Origin of the sequence: Bradyrhizobium xenonodulans (assembly GCF_027594865.1) — a bacterium.
GTDB classification, from domain to species: Bacteria; Pseudomonadota; Alphaproteobacteria; order Rhizobiales; family Xanthobacteraceae; genus Bradyrhizobium; species Bradyrhizobium xenonodulans.
Window position 1 is genome coordinate 276,663 of the sequence record NZ_CP089391.1, and the last position, 17,321, is coordinate 293,983.

15 protein-coding genes and 1 tRNA gene are annotated in these 17,321 nt (G+C 66.2%); 9 read left to right on the forward strand and 7 right to left on the reverse strand.

Going from position 1 to position 17,321, the window contains the following annotated elements; translation table 11 throughout:
• Nucleotides 1–150 precede the first annotated feature (150 nt).
• A complete protein-coding gene (gene acs, locus I3J27_RS01310) occupies nt 151–2,097 on the reverse strand; it encodes an acetate--CoA ligase (protein ID WP_270164343.1) in 1,947 nt (648 codons plus the stop codon).
• Between the two features lie 402 nt (nt 2,098–2,499).
• Between acs and I3J27_RS01315 the strand changes: the two genes are divergently transcribed.
• Complete coding sequence (locus tag I3J27_RS01315; RefSeq protein ID WP_270164344.1) at nt 2,500–3,669, forward strand: DNA topoisomerase IB; 1,170 nt, start codon at nt 2,500–2,502, stop codon at nt 3,667–3,669.
• 14 nt (nt 3,670–3,683) lie between these two features.
• Here the strand turns inward: I3J27_RS01315 and I3J27_RS01320 are convergent, their stop codons facing one another.
• Complete coding sequence (locus tag I3J27_RS01320) at nt 3,684–4,133, reverse strand: SRPBCC family protein (protein WP_270164345.1); 450 nt, start codon at nt 4,131–4,133, stop codon at nt 3,684–3,686.
• Nucleotides 4,134–4,234: 101 nt separating this feature from the next.
• Here I3J27_RS01320 and I3J27_RS01325 point away from each other — a divergent pair, with 101 nt between their 5' ends.
• The gene (locus I3J27_RS01325; protein ID WP_270173013.1) at nt 4,235–5,332 is read left to right on the forward strand and encodes an adenylate/guanylate cyclase domain-containing protein; all 1,098 of its coding nucleotides are present in this window, start codon (nt 4,235–4,237) and stop codon (nt 5,330–5,332) included.
• Here I3J27_RS01325 and I3J27_RS01330 read toward each other — a convergent pair whose 3' ends face one another.
• The 4 genes from I3J27_RS01330 to tsaD form a co-directional block, all read right to left on the reverse strand.
• On the reverse strand, nt 5,333–5,746 hold the full coding sequence (locus I3J27_RS01330) for an EVE domain-containing protein (protein ID WP_270164346.1): 414 nt from the start codon (nt 5,744–5,746) through the stop codon (nt 5,333–5,335).
• A gap of 93 nt (nt 5,747–5,839) precedes the next feature.
• Nucleotides 5,840–6,955, reverse strand: coding sequence for an alpha/beta hydrolase (locus tag I3J27_RS01335; protein WP_270164347.1), 1,116 nt, complete (start codon nt 6,953–6,955; stop codon nt 5,840–5,842).
• 114 nt (nt 6,956–7,069) lie between these two features.
• Nucleotides 7,070–8,050, reverse strand: coding sequence for an NAD(P)H-dependent glycerol-3-phosphate dehydrogenase (locus tag I3J27_RS01340; protein ID WP_270164348.1), 981 nt, complete (start codon nt 8,048–8,050; stop codon nt 7,070–7,072).
• 2 nt (nt 8,051–8,052) lie between these two features.
• Nucleotides 8,053–9,126 carry a tRNA (adenosine(37)-N6)-threonylcarbamoyltransferase complex transferase subunit TsaD gene (gene tsaD / locus I3J27_RS01345; RefSeq protein WP_270164349.1) on the reverse strand — a complete coding sequence of 358 codons (1,074 nt, stop codon included), beginning with the start codon at nt 9,124–9,126 and terminating at the stop codon, nt 8,053–8,055.
• A 145-nt stretch (nt 9,127–9,271) separates the two neighbouring features.
• Between tsaD and I3J27_RS01350 the strand changes: the two genes are divergently transcribed.
• The 6 genes from I3J27_RS01350 (at nt 9,272) to I3J27_RS01375 (ending at nt 15,553) form a co-directional block, all read left to right on the forward strand.
• Nucleotides 9,272–10,018, forward strand: a complete 747-nt coding sequence (locus I3J27_RS01350; protein WP_270164350.1) for a uroporphyrinogen-III synthase — start codon at nt 9,272–9,274, stop codon at nt 10,016–10,018.
• 65 nt (nt 10,019–10,083) lie between these two features.
• Nucleotides 10,084–11,301 carry a COG4223 family protein gene (locus I3J27_RS01355; RefSeq protein ID WP_270164351.1) on the forward strand — a complete coding sequence of 406 codons (1,218 nt, stop codon included), beginning with the start codon at nt 10,084–10,086 and terminating at the stop codon, nt 11,299–11,301.
• Between the two features lie 36 nt (nt 11,302–11,337).
• Nucleotides 11,338–13,122 (forward strand): heme biosynthesis HemY N-terminal domain-containing protein, encoded by a 1,785-nt coding sequence (locus I3J27_RS01360; protein ID WP_270164352.1) that lies wholly within the window; start codon nt 11,338–11,340, stop codon nt 13,120–13,122.
• Between the two features lie 100 nt (nt 13,123–13,222).
• Nucleotides 13,223–13,298, forward strand: a tRNA-Thr gene (locus I3J27_RS01365).
• 91 nt (nt 13,299–13,389) lie between these two features.
• A complete protein-coding gene (locus tag I3J27_RS01370) occupies nt 13,390–15,063 on the forward strand; it encodes a hypothetical protein (protein WP_270164353.1) in 1,674 nt (557 codons plus the stop codon).
• A 109-nt stretch (nt 15,064–15,172) separates the two neighbouring features.
• Entirely contained in the window at nt 15,173–15,553 is a 381-nt protein-coding gene (locus tag I3J27_RS01375) for a hypothetical protein (protein WP_270164354.1), read from the forward strand.
• Nucleotides 15,554–15,626: 73 nt separating this feature from the next.
• Here I3J27_RS01375 and I3J27_RS01380 read toward each other — a convergent pair whose 3' ends face one another.
• The gene (locus I3J27_RS01380) at nt 15,627–16,676 is read right to left on the reverse strand and encodes a polysaccharide deacetylase family protein (RefSeq protein ID WP_270164355.1); all 1,050 of its coding nucleotides are present in this window, start codon (nt 16,674–16,676) and stop codon (nt 15,627–15,629) included.
• Nucleotides 16,677–16,930: 254 nt separating this feature from the next.
• On the opposite strand from I3J27_RS01380, the gene I3J27_RS01385 reads away from it, so the two are divergent.
• Complete coding sequence (locus tag I3J27_RS01385; RefSeq protein WP_270164356.1) at nt 16,931–17,239, forward strand: hypothetical protein; 309 nt, start codon at nt 16,931–16,933, stop codon at nt 17,237–17,239.
• Nucleotides 17,240–17,321: the final 82 nt, after the last annotated feature.

Sequence of the window (17,321 nt, forward strand, 5' to 3'; positions counted from 1 at the left end):
AAGGCAATCTCGTGTCCCGGACGCGCTACAGCGCTCTTGCGCTGCGGCGCAGAGCCGGGCCTCAGCTCTTTCTTCGCCGATGGATGGGCCCCAGTTCTGCAGCGCACCGCTCAAGAAGCGTTGCGCTGCGCCCGGGGCACGAGAGCGTTCTTACGCCGACTTCTTGTTCTGCCGGTTCTTGACGAGGTCGTCGACTACGGCCGGATCGGCGAGCGTCGAGGTGTCGCCGAGGCTGCCCGGTTCGTCCTCGGCGATCTTGCGCAGGATGCGGCGCATGATCTTGCCGGAGCGGGTCTTGGGCAGGCCCGGCGCGAACTGGATCTGGTCGGGCGAGGCGATCGGGCCGATCTCCTTGCGCACCCAGGTGACGAGCTCCTTGCGCAGATCGTCGGTCGGCTGGACGCCGGCCATCAGGGTGACATAGGCGTAGATGCCCTGGCCCTTGATGTCGTGCGGGAAACCGACGACGGCGGCCTCCGACACCTTCTCATGCGCCACCAGCGCGCTCTCGACTTCCGCGGTGCCCATGCGGTGGCCGGAAACGTTGATGACGTCGTCGACGCGGCCGGTGATCCAGTAATAGCCGTCGGCATCGCGGCGGCAGCCGTCGCCCGTAAAATACTTGCCCTTGTAGGTCGAGAAATAGGTCTGCTCGAAGCGGGCGTGGTCGCCATAGACCGTGCGCATCTGGCCCGGCCATGACCGGGTCAGGCACAGATTGCCTGATGTCTCGCCGTCCAGCACCTTGCCGTCGGCGTCGACGATCTCGGGCACCACGCCGAAGAACGGTTGCGTCGCCGAGCCCGGTTTCAGCTTGGTCGCGCCCGGCAGCGGTGTGATCAGGATGCCGCCGGTCTCGGTCTGCCACCAGGTGTCGACGATCGGGCAGCGGTCGTCGCCGACGACGCGGTGATACCACTCCCAGGCCTCGGGATTGATCGGCTCGCCGACCGAGCCGAGCAGGCGCAGACTCGTGCGCGAGGTCTTCTTCACGGGCTCGTCGCCGGCTTGCATCAGCGCGCGGATTGCGGTCGGCGCGGTGTAGAAGATGTTGACCTTGTGCTTGTCGATGACGCTCCAGAATCGCGAATTGTCCGGATAATTCGGCACACCCTCGAACATCAGCGTGGTCGCGCCGTTCGCCAGCGGTCCGTAGAGGATGTAGCTGTGGCCTGTGACCCAGCCGACGTCGGCGGTGCACCAGTAGATGTCGCCGTCGTGATAGTCGAAGACGTATTGATGCGTCATCGAGGCGAACACGAGATAGCCGCCCGACGTATGCAGCACGCCCTTGGGCTGGCCGGTCGAGCCCGAGGTGTAGAGGATGAACAGCGGATCCTCGGCGTGCACGTGCTCGACCGGGCATTCCGTCGTCACCATCGCCGCCGCTTCGTGATACCAGAGGTCGCGCGTCGGATTCATGTCGACCTTGCCGCCGGTGCGCTTGACCACGACGACCCAGTCGACGCCGTCGGCTTTAGTGAGCGCCGTGTCGACATTGGCCTTCAGCGGCACCTTCTTGCCGCCGCGCAGGCCTTCGTCCGCGGTGATGATCAACTTCGATTGGCAATCGTTGATGCGCTGGGCGAGGCTGTCGGGCGAGAAGCCGGCGAACACCACGGAGTGGATCGCGCCGATCCGTGCGCAGGCCAGCATCGCGTAGGCCGCCTCCGGAATCATCGGCAGATAGATGGTGACGCGGTCGCCCTTCTTGACGTTGCGGGTGCGCAGGATGTTGGCCATCCGGCAGACCTCGTCGTGCAGCTCCTGATAGGTGATGTGCTTCGACTGCGAGGGATCGTCGCCTTCCCAGATGATCGCGGTCTGGTTGGCTCGCTTGGCGAGATGCCGGTCGATGCAGTTATGGGCGACGTTGAGGACGCCATCCTCGAACCATTTGATCGAGATGTTGCCGGGCGCGAAGGAGACGTTCTCGATCTTCGTCGGCGCCTTCATCCAGTCGATGCGCTTGGCCTGCTCCGCCCAGAACGCGTTCGGGTCCGAGATCGAGCGGGCGTACATTTCCTGGTACTTGGCCTGGTCGACCCAGGCGCGCTTCGCCCACTCCGCCGGGACGTCGTAGATCTTCTCGGACATGGTTTCCCTCCACACGCGGCAGGCCGAGTGCATGCAACTGGCAAGCCGACTTCATCGTTGAACCGATTATGCGTCGGGCTAACCGGCCCCGACAAGGAGCACAAGCTGGACCTTCGGCGAGCGGCCGGCCATGCGGCGGATCAAGGCCATCGGGAGCAACTGTCGCAGATCTGAAACAGCGGAAGGCGCGGCTTTTGGGTCTTTACCCAAATCTCGGGAATAGGCCGGTGCAGGGCGCCCATGCGTCGCAGGTGGTATTTAGAAACCGCCTCTCACTGATTCGGGACTCGCAATGCGGTTCGGAACACCCTAAATGGCCAACCCGGGTCCAAAGAGACCTCAAGGAACAAAAATCAGAACAGCGGCATTGAACGGTAACAAACAGGGCCAAGGCTTAACACTATGATGGATCAGCAGAATCTCGGGACGATGCGGCCCGCTTCAGCCGATCCTGCAGCCGTTGCACTGGCCAAAGCCCTCGGACAGTGGCCGAAACCGGCCAGTTCCACCCGTCCCAGCCCGAAAAAGGTCTTTGATTCAGCTTCCCCGGCCGCGGTCGAGGACCTGGCCAAGGAGCTTGGCCTGCGGCTCGGCGACCAGAACGAGCTGACCATCCGCCGCATCCGGCGCGGCAAGGGCTATTCATTCGTCCGCCCCAACGGCGCCCATATCCGCGACGCCCGCACCATCCGCCGCCTGCACGCCATGGCGGTGCCGCCGGCCTATCGCGAGGTCCGCTACTCGGCTGATCCGAGCTCGCATCTCCAGGCGGTGGGACGCGATGCCGCGGGCCGGCTGCAATATCGCTATCACGCCGACTGGGAGAAGGTCCGCGAGCACCGCAAGGCGCATCGCCTGGAGAAGCTCGTCGGCGCGCTGCCGAAGATTCGGCGCAAGGTCTCGGCGTTCCTGTCAGGCGACGAGCCGACGCGTGAATTCGCGCTCTCGGCCGTGATCGAGCTGATCGCGCGCACCGCGATCCGTCCCGGCAATGAATCCTACGCGCGCCTCAACGGCACCCGCGGCGCGACCACACTGCTGAAGTCGAACGTGACGCTGGAAGACGATTGCTTCGTGCTGACCTTCAAGGCGAAGGGCGGCAAGGCGGTGCGCAAGGAATGCGACGCAGCCAAGCTGGTGCGTGCCATCGGCATTTTGAACGGCGTTCCCGGCAAGCGCATGTTCCAGTATCGCGATGCCAACGGCATCGTGCGTGCGGTCAGCACCACACAGGTCAACGCCTTCCTGCGCGAGATCGCCGGCATCAAGATATCGCTGAAGGATTTTCGCACGCTGATGGCCTCTGCCGTCGTCGTGGAATCGCTGTCGCGGATCACGCCCGCGACCAGCCAGCGCGGCCGCAAGAAGCAGGTGCTGGACGCGATCCGCGCCGCCGCCGACAAGCTCTCCAACACGCCGGCGATCTGCCGCAAGAGCTACGTCCACGACACCATCGTCACCGCCTTCGAGGACGGCATCCTCGAGCGCTTCGCCGCGACCATGAAGGGCCAGCGTTCGCAGGCTAGGCGCGAGCAGCTCTTGCAGCAGGTGGTGGCGACCGCAGCGGTTTGATCCGCGCGCCGTCGCTAGTCTGAAACGCCCTTATCCGGACCGGGATCGCTGCCCGCGGCCGCGCTGGTGAGCCGCTCCAGATAATGCGTCCACCCCTTCGCGTGCGCGGCGGCCTGTTCTTCGGTCGGCAGCCCGCTATGGGTCATGCGCAGCAGCGTGCCGCCGTCGCGCTCGATCAGGTCGATCTCGATCAGGCTCGAGCCGGGTGGCACTTCCTGGCCGCCCTCCCAGCCGAACGTGTAGGCCAGACGGTGCACCGGCACGACCTCGCGGAACGCGCCGCGGGCGACGCCGCCGCGGGGGCCGACGCCCTTCAGCAGATAGAGCCCGCCGGGATGTGGTTCGGTGGTTGCGTCCGAGCCCATCCAGCTCAGGATCTTCTCGGGATCGGTCAAATAGGCGAAGACGGTGGCGCGCGGGGCTGCGATCTGGGTCTCGCGTCGCACTACGAACGGCTCGGTCATCGGCGATCATCCCTGGGCTGACACTGGGACATGGCGGCGCCGAAGCGGGCCGTCAAGGATTGCCCGTGACAAAGACGGTCCACCTTCGTCATCATCGGGCCATGCAACTCTCCCCGACCCTCGCCTGGCTCGTCGATGCCGCCTCGGATAGCTCCGGAGCCGACCGCTTGCTCGCGGAACTCGGCGCGCATCTGGTCGCCGACGGCGTGCCGCTGGCGGCGGGCAGCCTGACGCTGGAGGTGCCGCATCCGCTGATCGCGAAGCGGACCTGGTTGTGGCGCGCGGAAAACGGCCGGGTGATCGAAGCGCTCGGCTTTGCACCGGGCGGACTGGTACCGGACCTGCCCGACGACGCCGGTCGCCGCTGGCTGCGCGACTTCCCCGGCGGCGAGATGCACGAAGATGTCGTCGGACGGCCCGACGGGCCGTTGCTTGGCTGGATCGGGCCGCGTCCGTTCACCGCAGACGAAATCGAGCAATTGCGCGAGGCCGCGCGCTTCGCCGCAACGCCCCTCGCTGTGCTCGCGGCGCGGGCCACGTTGCGTGCGACGTTAGATGCCTATCTCGGCAAGCGGAGCGCGGAGCGGGTGCTGGCGGCACCGCTGCGGCGCGATCTTGGCGAGACGATTCAGGCCGCATTGCTCTATGCGGATTTGCGCAATTTCACGCCCCTGTCGGAAACCAGTCCGCCCGCAGACGTCATCGCGGCGCTCGATGCCTGGTTTGATCGCATTGCCGGTGCCGTTCACGCTTTCGGCGGTGAGGTGCTGAAATTCATCGGTGACGGCGTGCTCGCGATCTTTCCGGTGGTCGAGCCGTCACCGCGCCGCGCCTGCGAGGCGGCTCTGCGTGCGGCCGGCGCAGCCGAAGCCGGCATGGCGTATCTCAACGCCGAGCGCCGCGCCCAGGGGTTGCCGCCGCTCGCATTCGGTGCCGCCCTTCATCTCGGCGAGATACTGTGGGGCAATATCGGCGCCGCCAACCGGCTCGATTTCACGGCGATCGGTCCTGCCGTCAATCTCGCCAGCCGGCTCGAGGGACTGTGCAAGCCGCTTCGAAGGACCGTGCTGGTGTCGGGCGCGCTCGCAGCGGAGACGGAAATGCCGCTGATTGGGCTCGGATCGCATGCGCTGCGCGGCATTGCGGCGCCGTGCGAGGTGTTCGCACTACCGGAGACGCAAGCCGGGCTACGGCGCTAGCTACATCCCGCCCATCTTGCATACGAGCTTCCACTCCTCGGCGGTTACCGGCTGCACCGACAGGCGCGAATATTTCACCAGCGCCATGTCGGCGAGCTTCTTCTCGGCCTTGATCGCGGCCATCGTCACCGGTGTCTTCAGCGGCTTGTCGGCCTTGATGTCGACGCAAACGAATTTCTCGGTCTTGTCGGTGGGATCGGGATAGGCCTCCTTGACGACTTCCGCGATGCCGACGATCTCCTTGCCCTCGTTGGAATGATAGAAGAACGCCTTGTCGCCCTTCTTCATGGCCACGAGGTTCTGGCGCGCCGTGTAATTGCGCACGCCGGTCCAGGCTTCGCCCTTGGCGCCCTTCGCCACCTGCTGGTCCCAGGACCACACCGACGGCTCGGATTTCACCAGCCAGTAGTTCATCGCAACTTGCCCCATTCTCGGATTTGCGCCGCGACAATACAGGGACGCGGATGCCCGCGACAAGCGTGGGCATCCGATATCCCCTCGCAGCGCTCATTCCTTCAGATATCGATCGAAGAACCTTGCGATATCGGTGAAAGCTTCCTTCGTCTCCGGCGCATTGATGTTGAACTGGTACTGCGCGTGCGACTGGCCTTCGTAGATGTTGAGATCAGCGACCACGCCGGCGCGGCGCAGTTTGCGATGCGTGCGAACCGTGTTGCTGAGGAACAGATCGCGCGTGCCCGATGTCAGGATGGTGGGCGGGAAACCCCTGAGGTCGCCGTAGATCGGCGAGATGTAGGGATTTTTCAGGTCCGTGCCATTGGCGTAGAGCTTTGCGGCGCGGCCGAGCCAGCCGTCCCAGGTCACCAGCACATTGTCGACCCACTCATTGCTGGCATAGGTGTCGCCGACCTTGTCGATGTCGGACCACGGCGTGCCCGGCGCGATCGCAGCGGGCTTCGGCAGCTTCTCGTCCTTCGCCCGCAGCACCATCGCCAGCGTCATCGCGCCGCCGGTCGACGTGCCGAAGATCGCCATCCGGCGTGCATCGTGCGTCTTGGTGACGTCCTTCCAGACCGCCATCGCGTCGTCCATCGCGGCGGGATAGGGGAAGTCGGGCGGCATGCGGTAATCGACCGAGATCACCTTGAAGCCACCAAAGCCCGCCATCATGATCGCTTCGGGCAACGCGGCCTCGCCGGGCCCGAACACATAGCCGCCGCCATGGACGTGGACCAGAAGGCGCCGGCGGTTCTCGGGCGCGATCCTGTTCGGCGTGACGATGAAGCAATGCACGCCGGCGATCTTCGTCTCCTCCACCTTGACGCCGAGCTTCTCCTTCATCGTGGGAACATTGGCGATCGACAGTTTTGCGCGGCGGTCGATCAGATCCTTCCATTCCGCCGGGGTCTTCGGGTCCGCATTGAAATGCGGCGGAAACGGCGCGCCGATCATGGCCTGCATGTCGGAGCTGACGTCATTGGACGGATTGCCGATCGACTTGAGGGGCGCGATCCGCTTGCCGTTCTCGGCATTGGACGCCGCCTCACTCTTGGCGAGCTCGTCATAGGAGATCGCGGCCTGGGTGTAGGCGGCGGTGGGTAAAGCGATGGCGGCGAGTGCGGTGATGGCGATCGAAACGATCGCGCGATGCGGTTTGCGCATGCGTTCTTCCCCTGGATCCGTTTCGTTATTGTTGGACCGGGATCCTGCGGTGTGCCGCTAGGCTAAACCAGCGTGCACGAGCCGTGAAGTGCGACCTGCGGCGCTGGGCGGCCGCTATTCTTCGGCCTTGAACGGCCGTGTCAGCAATCCTTCGATCGCAGCGTCGACGGTCAACCTGTCGTCGAGGATGGCGGCCACCGCCTGCGAGACCGGCATGTCGACGTGCCGCGCCGCCGCGAGCTCGACCAGCACCGGCGCGGTGAATGCACCTTCCGCAAGCTTGCCGGCCGGCGCGGTTTCGCCGCGACCGAGTGCGATACCGAGCGCGAAGTTTCGCGATTGCGCGGTCGAGCAGCTCAGCAGCAGATCGCCGAGGCCGGAGAGGCCCGAGAGCGTTTCCGTGCGCGCGCCGCAGGCACGGCCGAGCCGTGCCAGCTCGCTGAAGCCGCGCGTGGTCAGCGCGGCAAGCGCGGAAGCACCGAGGTTGCGGCCAACCACGATACCGGCGGCGATCGCCAGCACGTTCTTGGCCGCGCCGCCGATCTCGACGCCGCGGATGTCGGTGGAGCGATAGGGTCGGAACGTTGGCGAACCGAGCGCCTGCACCAGCGCGCTCGCCAGGGCCTCGTCCTTCGCCGCCAGCGTCACTGCCGTCGGCAAGCCGCGCGCCACGTCGTCGGCGAAGCTCGGGCCGGACAGGATCGCCGGCTGCGCGTGCGGCGCGGCCTCGGCGATCACTTCGGTCATGAATTTATGCGTGCCGTGCTCGATGCCCTTGGCACAAGCGACGATCGGCACCGGCTTTGCCAGATGCGAGGCGAGCATGTTGACGGCGCCACGCAGATGCTGCGCCGGCGTCACGATCAAAACCATGTCGGCGCGCGCAGCTTCCGCGAGCTCGTGCGTGACGACGATCTCCGGCGCCAGCTGCACGCCGGGCAGCCGCGGATTCTCGCGGGTCGAAGCGATGCGCGTCGCATGCTCGGCATTGCGCGCCCACAGCGTCACGTTCCGGCCGGCCCGCGCCGCCACCGTTGCCAGCGCCGTACCCCAGGCGCCCGCACCGATCACCGTGACGCATTGGAACGCAGCCATTGCTAGTAACCCGCCCGCGTCTTGCCGTAACCCGCCGGCGCCGTCGCGTTGGCGTCGAGCAGCCAGCGCGCGCGGGGTTGGGCTTCCATCGTGTCGGTCATGCCGAGCGCAAGGCGTTCGGCGCCGGCCCAGGCGATCATCGCGCCATTGTCGGTGCAGAGCGCGGGCGGCGGCATGATCAACCGCGTGTCTGCCTCTCGTGCGACGCCATCCAGGGCGCCGCGGATCGCATGATTGGCCGCGACGCCGCCGGCCGCCACCAGGGCATGCGGCGCACCGAACCGCTCGCGAAAAAGTCTCAAACCGACGTTGAGACGGTCTGCGGTCGAGTCCAGCACCGCGGCCTGGAAGCTCGCGCAGAGATCGCTCACGTCCTGCGGGGTGATCTCAGTTAACCGGCTCGCCTCGGTGCGCACCGCCGTCTTCAATCCCGACAGCGAGAAGTTGGCATCGGGGCGTCCTTGCATCGGTCGCGGGAAGGCAAAGCGCGTGGCATCGCCGTTTGCCGCGGCGCGCTCGACCTGCGGTCCGCCCGGATAGGGCAGGCCCAGCATCTTCGCGACCTTGTCGAAGGCTTCGCCGATGGCGTCGTCGACGGTGGTGCCGAGCCGCACATATTGGCCGACGCCGATGACCGCGACGATCTGGGTATGGCCGCCCGAGGCAAGGAACAGGCAGTAGGGGAATTCGATGGCGTCGGTGAGCCGCGGCGTCAGCGCATGCGCTTCGAGATGGTTCACCGCGACCAGCGGTGTGTCGTGCACCATCGCGATCGCCTTCGCGGTGGTGAGGCCGACGATGACGCCGCCGATCAGTCCCGGTCCCGCGGCGGCCGCAACGCCGTCGAGCTGGGCGAAGCCGATGCCGGCCTCGTGCATGGCTCGGTCGATGATACCGTCGAGCAGGTCGACATGCGCGCGTGCGGCGATCTCCGGCACCACGCCGCCGAAACGGGCATGCTCCTCGACCTGCGACCGCACGATATTGGACAGGATCCTTCCGCTGCCGTCGGGCGCGCGCTCGATCACGGCCGCGGCGGTCTCGTCGCAGGTGGTTTCGATGCCCAGCACCAGCATTGGCGAATCGTTATCCAATTTGCGGCCTTGCGCTCATCCGTAAAGCAGAGTTCTGGTAACGCGGTAGCATTCCGGGGTCGGCTTGCGCAATCGCCACGCGTAACCGCCCCCCGTCAATGCTCACGTGCCCCCGGGAACACCAGCGATGTCCATTCTTGTCACACGGCCGCATCCCGACAATGAGGCGACGGCGGAAAATTTGCGCGCGCGGGGTCATGTGGTGCTGCTCGCGCCGGTGCTCAAGTTCGAGCCGATCGCCTTTCACGACGAGAGCGAGGCGGGCTACGGCGCGATCATCGTCACGTCGGCCAATGCGATCCGTGCCGTCGCGCCGCAATTGCGGGACCTTGGCCTCCTGGAGCTGCCGCTGTTTGCGGTCGGCGAGCACACGGCTGCCGTGGCACGCGAGGTCGGCTTCAACGAGGTGATCGTGGCCGGCGGCGATGCCGCGGCGTTGCGCGACAAGGTGGTGCAGAGCGCGCGCGACAAGCTGCTGAAGAAGAAAAGCACGCTGCTTTATCTCGCCGGCGCCGATCTGTCGCGCGATCTCGGCGGCGATCTTAGCGCGGAGGGTTTTGGCGTGGTCACGCAGACCACCTATCGCATGGCGCCGATCAAGCATCTGCCGCGCGAGGTCTGCGAGGGTTTTGCGGCCCACGGGGTCGAGGCGGTGCTGCACTACTCCCGGCGCAGCGCACGTGCGTTCCTGGAAGCGGCACGAGACGAAGGCGTTGAAATCTCGGCACTGGCGATTCCGCAATGCTGCCTGTCCGAGACGGTCGCCAGCGTGCTGCGCGATGCCGGCGCGTCGCAGGTTCTGGTGGCCGCGACGCCGGACGAAAATGCCTTATTTGACACCTTGGAGCGTGCTTTGCGTACCCGTTTGGCGTAAGAGGTCGGGCCGAATCCGACGCAATCGGGTCCGTTTTGGGTATGGAAGTGTGAGGAACCGTCACGATGGCCGACGACAAGCCTGAAGACGCAGGCAAGCCTCAAGACGCGGGCAAGCCTGAAGACTTGGGAATGGCCCCCGAGTCCGGCCGTGCCAAGCGCACCCCGCCCACCATCGATCTCGAGGCGACAGAAGTCTCCACCCAGCCGCAGGAGACGGCCGCCGAACCGGAGGCTCAGCCGGCGGCCGAGCAGGCCGCGCATGAGCAGGCTGCGGTCGAAGAGGCCAAGGTTGAAGAGGCCAAACCCGAGCCGCAGCCCGAGCCCGTCGAAGCGCAGGCTGCCGTCGCGTCGCCGCCAATTTCTCCCTGGGTCATCGCGCCGTTCTCTGGCGCCGTCGCAGCAGCCATCGTGATCGGAGTCGGCTGGATGCTGGGCTGGCCCGCGGTGCAGGCGCCGCCGGCCGCGCCGCAAGTGACGAGTGCGACGGTCGATGCGCTGAGCGGCCGCGTTGCCGCAGTCGAAGCGAAGGCCGCCAAGCCCGCAGCCGATCCGGCCATGGTGGCGCGGATCGACGCGCTGGAAAAATCCGTTGGCGCCTTGCGCGGCGACATCGCCAGTCTGCGCGCGCAGCCCGCGCCGCGCGATACCGCGGCATCTTCCGATCTCGCCAACCGGGTCGCGCAGCTCGAGCGCGCCAGCAAGTCCGAACGCGCCGAGCTCGCGCAGCAGGGCGAGAAGATCGCCGACGCCAGGACGATGGACGACAAGCCGCTGCGCCATGTGGTGGCGGCGTCTCTGCTCGACGTCGCCGTTCGCCATGGCGATCCCTATCAGTCGCAGCTATCCGCGGCGCGCTCGCTCGCCGCCAAGGCCGAATTGTTGAAGCCGCTCGACACCTTTGCATCGTCAGGCATTCCGACGCCGGTCGCGCTGAGCCGCGAGCTGCTCACCATCGTGCCGAAACTGGCACCGCCGCCGGAAACCCCAGCTGCGAATGCCGGCATCGTCGAGCGGCTCCAGGCGGGGGCGTCAAAGCTCGTCCGCATCGAGCGCACCGACGGGGTCGGCAACGATCGCGGCGCTATCGTCGCACGAGTGACGGCTTTCGCGCTTCGTAACGATTTTACCGAGGCGCGGCGCGAGCTGAAGACCCTGCCCGAGGCCGATCGTGCGCCGGCGCAGGCCTGGCTCGACAAGGCCGATGCCCGCGACGCCGCGCTCGCGGCATCGCGCAAATTCGCCGACGATGCCATGGCGGATCTCGTTAAGCCCGCTCAATAAAGGTTCGCGCAACAATCAGCGCGTATAGGGATCGTCATGCTTCGCATCGTCCTCTTCCTCGTTTTGATTGCGCTGGCGGCGGCCGGCGCGGCCTGGGTTGCCGACCAGCCCGGCGAAGTCGTGATGACCTGGGGCGGCTGGCGAGCCTCGCCGACCATTCCGGTGTTCGTGCTCCTTCTCGGCCTGTTTGCGGTGGCGATCGTTTTGCTCTGGAGCGCCCTGACCGCGACGTGGCGACTGCCTGGGCGCATGCGCCGTCGTCGTCACGAGAAGCGTCACGCCCGTGGCCGCCACGCCATCACCCACGGCCTGCTCGCGATCGGTCATGGCGATACCGCGCTCGCCCGCCGGCACACGGAAGCGGCGCGCCGGCATGCGCCGAACGATCCGCTCGCGTTGCTGCTGCACGCGCAGTCGGCCCAGCTCGAAGGCAATCGTGACGAGGCCCAGCGTGTCTTCCGCGTCATGGCCGAGCGTGAGGATACGCGGCTGCTCGGCCTGCGCGGCCTGTTCATCGAGGCGCAGCGCGCCGACGACGCGGTCGGCGCCGTGATGATCGCGGAGGAGGCGATCAAGCTATCGCCGTCCTCCACCTGGGCCTCGCATGCGGTGCTCGGCTTCCGCTGTGCGCGCGGCGATTGGAGCGGTGCGCTGGCGATCCTCGATTCGAATCTGTCCGCGGGCCTGATCGACAAGGCGGCCTATCGCCGGCAGCGCGGCGTGCTGCTCACGGCGCGCGCGCTCGAATTGGCGACGATGGACCGCGACGTCGCGCGCGAGAGCGTGATGGAGGCGATCAAGCTGGCGCCGACCCTGGTGCCGGCCGCGGTGCTGGCCGCAAAGTTCGAAAGCGAGGCGCATCAGGTGCGCCGTGCCATGAAGCTGGTCGAAGCTGCGTGGCTCGCCAATCCGCATCCGGATCTTGCCGACGCCTATGCGCATGTGAAGCTCGGCGATTCTGCGCGGCAACGCTTGCAGCGGGTCGAGACGCTCGCGGCCAAGACGGCTGCCGACAAGCCCGGCCATGTCGAGGGCCAGCTCGCGATCGCGCGCGCCGCGATCGATGCCTCCGAGTTCGCCCGTGCGCGCGCGGTGCTGGCGCCTTACGTCAACGATCCGACCCAGCGCGTCGCGTTGCTGATGGCCGAGATCGAACGCACCGAGCATGGCGACGGCGGCCGCGCCCGGGCCTGGACCCTGCGCGCGGTGCGCGCCCGCCACGATCCGGTCTGGACCGCGGACGGCTATGTCAGCGACCGCTGGCGTCCGGTCTCCCCGGTCACCGGCCGCCTCGACGCCTTCCAGTGGCAGACGCCGGTCGCAAGTCTGCCTTCCGACAAGGGGACCACGATCGAATCGTCGGCCTTCGAGGAAGCCATGCTGGCGGCGCCGCCGCCGAAGCGGGTGACCGCGGCCCCGAGCGAAGGTGTCGTGGAACCGGTCGTGACGGCGCCCGCTCCGGTGCCGGCCGCACAGGACAATTCGCCTCCTGAGGCCAAAGAGACGGTCAAGGAAACCGCCGCGGAGACCGTCAAGGAAGAGCCGCCGGCTACACCCGCGGAGCCGGTCAAGCCGGGCCCGGAGGCGGCCGAATCATCGCCGGCGGCGGCAACGCCGGTGTTCCGGACCCGTGCCGACCTCGGCAAGCCTGCTCCCGGCCCGATCCCGGCCGTCATCCCGATCGTCCGCGCGCCGGACGATCCCGGGATCGATGACGAGGGTCCGAGTGATGAATTTACGGAACAAATCGGCACGTCCAAGGCCGATGCGAAGGCCCAGGCCGGCGGCTGGCGCGGATTCTGGTCCCGCTGGGGCGCGTGAGGCCCATTTCGCCTCCCGCTTGTTCTTGCCAATTCGGGCCATGCCCGATATCAGGAGCGCGCGTATCGGGACCGGCATTGCCCAAGTCCCGGCAGGGTTCGCCGCAATAGCTCAGTCGGTAGAGCACGTCATTCGTAATGACGGGGTCGGGGGTTCGAATCCCTCTTGCGGCACCAACGCCCCCATTCGTCCGATCGTCATCTTGCCTAGTGAAGCCGGTGCGCGTTGCGCTTCGCGCTTGTGCCACTACGATGCGCCGCCGATGAAATGCGCGTGACGGGGCAAGTGGTGGCGACGGAGAACAGGGTCGGGACGACGAATCAGAGCGCTTGGCTGCGGATCTCCTTTCTCGTCATTCTCGCCGCAGGCATCACCGCCATCGTTGCCACGCGATCGCTCGAGGCCTCACGCCTGCACAGCCGGCTGTCCGTTCCTCCGCTCTATGACGACGTCTCCTATTTCCTCGACGCCGTCAGGTGGATGAATGCTGCAAGCGAACAAAGCATCTTCGCCAGCGCGTGGAGCTTGTTGCATGACCACGCGCCATTCTCGACGCTGGTCGCGGTGATCGGCCTCGGGCTTTTTCCCGGCAGCTTCATCGGCCCCTATCTCGTCCACGCGGTGATCGTCTTTGCATTCCTACTCGGAATCGTCTGGCTGGTCTGGCGCCGGCCTGTGCTCGAGATCGCGGCGTGTCTGATTGCGGTGCTGTGCGTGCCGGTGCTGTGGCATACGGTGACCGAAGCGCGTCCGGACCTGCCCTCGGGTCTTGCCATCGGCCTTGCCGCGGGCGCCATCGTTCACCGCAGCGTGCTCGATCGCAGTGCGCGTGCTCTGGCCGCTCTCGGCGTCGGCTGCGGGCTCGCCGTCAGCATCAAGCCGACTTCATTCTTTGCCGTGCTCGCCTTGTTCGGCGGCGCCTTTGCGATCCGGCTGTTCGTCGATTGCATCGAAGCCGGCGGATTGCGGATCTCGATTCGCAGAGCGGTCGGCGCGCTCCTGTGGTTCGTGCTGCCGTTGATCGCGACCACGGCCGCGCTGATCGGACCGGCCCTTGTCGAGACCGTCACCTACATCCTCACTGTGTTCGTCGGCCAGCGCGATCTCTGGACGACTGGCGAAAGTTTCTGGGCCGGATTGCTGCGCTTCTCAGTTGGCGGAGAGGGACAGTTCGGCCTGCACTACTGGTTCGCCATCGGGCTCGGCCTGATGCTGCTGCGTCTCGTGCTGGCGGCCGTTCACGGCAAAGCCGCGCTGCTGGATGCCGTCGTCCTGCTCGCCGCCGTGCTGATCGCCTATGCCATTCCGTCCGTCGCGGAGCTCAAGACCTATTATTTCGGCGCGATGTTCTATGGCGTCTTCATCGTTGCGATGGTCCTCAACGGCTGCACCAGCCTGGTGCTCATTGAGGCCCTCCTCACCCGCTTCGGTCTCGGGAGCGGTGTCCGCATCTACATGCTCACAGCCGTTCGGGTGCTGGCGCTTGCCCTCGTCGCCCAGCTGTTCGTCTGGCACGTCGTCATCGGCGAGATCAGCACGGCGACGCCGCTGAGCGCGCAGCAGCAGGAAAGCATTCGCCTTGCAACTGAGCGGCTCTGGTCGCTGCTGCGCGACATCAAGCCGGAGAAGCCCGGCCCGCTCACTGTCGGCTTTTCGAGCCCTTATCCGGTGACGTCGGCGACGATCCAGCTCTATGCCGCGCAGGCGAAGACGAATCTCGTCATTCGCAACGAGCTGTATCACCGGACCGCGCAGGCGACGGGCGATGCGCTGTTGCAGTCGGAGATCCTCGTGCTTTCGAGTTCGATCCCACACACGCTGGTCGGGCCGCGCGTCGGCGACGAGCTCATCGCCCGCCTGAACACGGAAAAAGGCTTCTGCTCGATCGAAACCCAGACCTTTCCGGACGTGACGCTGCAGGTCTATCGCCGCGGGTGCTGATCGCGGCGTGGTGGGTTCGAATCGATCTGAGGTCCTTGTGAGGTTGATCACATCAGCCGGGAGGCGACTCCCGTATTGTCCCGGGTACGCAAACACGGGGAGATTTCACATGCGCAAGATCATTCTGGTTGCCGCCATGGTCGTGGCCTCCGCATCTGCCCATGCGGGCGACCGCAGCCTGTCGCTGTCTGGAATGGCCGGGCAGCCCGCCGCTTCGCAAGCCGCGACGACCGCCGTTCCCCCGACGCAAATCAGCGACGTCGCGCCGGCCGCGGAAGCTCCGAAATATGTCGACCGTCCGCCGGCAGTGTCGGCGCCTGCACCCGTTGCGGCGACGGCCCCTGCCGTCACCACGCCAACGACGGCCGCGGCGCCTGTCGCGACGACCAGGCCCGCCAAGACCGCAAGGGCGGAGAAGCCGAAGCGCAAGCGCGAATGGACCGAGCGCCGCATCATCGGCGAGCTGCATCGCCACGGCATCTACTGGTAAGCCGTTGCTTCCCTGCAAAAAGCAAATGGCCGGGCGAAAGCCCGGCCATGCGCGTATTGAAGCCGTCGACGTATTACTGCGAGACCGTCTGCACCACGCTACCGATCGGACGTGCGCTCGAGGTCGGCACTTTCAGGTCCTTCAGCAGCGCTTCGTCGTATTCCGGCAGCGTCTGGAAGGTCGTCTTGGCCTTCATCTGCACGATCTTGTAGCCGCCGGCCTTGAGCCGCGCGAGCAGCGCCGGCATGGCTTCGCCGGTGTGCTTCTGGAAGTCGTGCATCAGGATGATGCCCTTGCCGAGCTTGTCGAGCCTGGTCATCACAGTCTCGACGATCTTCTCCGGCGTCGCGCCCTTCCTGAAGTCGAAGGAGTCGATGTCGGTCGAGAACATCGCGACGTTGCGGGTGCCGAAATAGCTCACCATCGCCGGATTGTGCTGAAGCTGCGGGAAGCGGAAGAACGGCGCCGGATTGGTGCCGAGCGCGAATCGCACTGCGCTGAAGCCCTTCTCGACCTCGTCCTTGACCTGTTGCTCCGTCATCTTCTTGCTGTTCAGATTGACATGCGACCAGGTGTGCGTGCCGACCGTGTGGCCCTGGGCCAGCACCTGGCGCAGGATTTCCGGATGGTAGGTCGCGTGCTTGCCGACCGAGAAGAACAGGCCCTTGGTGCATTCATCCGCGAGCGCCTTCAGCACGGCGGGCGTGTTGACCGGCCACGGACCGTCGTCGAAGGTCAGCACGACCTCCTTCTCGGTGAGGAAGTCGAACTGCTTGAAGTGCTCGAAGCCGAAGCCCGGGCCACCTGTGGTGTCGATCTCGACCACGCGGGCAACGCCGAGCGCGTTCGGATTGGCGCAGGCCTGTTTCTGCTGCACCGGCATGGCCGGAGCGGGCGCAGGCGCCGGAGCGGGAGCCGCCGGCTTGGCCGCGATCGCAGCCGTGGTCTGGACGTCATCCTTGGCGGCGAGCTTCGCCGGTGCCGGCAACGGATCGGCGGCACGGGCGGCAACTGTCTTGGGAGCGCCCTGATCGGCGCGGGAGGAATAATAAAACCAACCGCCGGCGGCAATCACGACCGCGGCAACTACACTGGCCAGCATCAGGCCCAACGCATTACGCATCGCTACTCTTTCCAATTACGCAACCAAACCTGCGGAATTTCCCGCGCGACGAGCCATTAATGCGAAGGAACAGTTAACGTGACACCAACGCGACGGCGGTTGCGGAGGAATTTCAGCGATCTGCGCCAAAGTGACCGAGGTCACAGAGGGCGGGCCGCCCGTGACCATCATCACAGTGGAAACTGTTTTGCTGGAGCATCGTAGTTCCCATCAACAACGGGCCCCGCTTCCAGCGGCGCCAATGGGAGCTTCAAATGACCACCTCGCTGACCACCAAGTCTCTGACCAGCAAGATCCGCGACACCAGCCTGGCGCTGGGCTTTGCCGCCATCGTCTCGATCGTTTCGACGACCTCGAGCTTCGCCTTCTCGGCCGAGGCGCAGCAGCAGTGCACCGGCGATGCCTTCCGCCTGTGCTCGGCGGAGATTCCCAACATCCCGAAGATCACGGCGTGCATGATGAAGCATCGGTCGGATCTCAGCGCCGGCTGCCGCGCGGTGATGGACAAGGACCTCGCCAAGGGCGCCTCCCGCAAGGTCGCTGACGCGCAGGACAGTCAGTAAGCGCAACGATCGTTGCGTCGGTTAGCTCCCCGCGCGATGTGCCCCGGCGTCAAGCCGGGGCGACGCGGCGGCGCCATGCAGC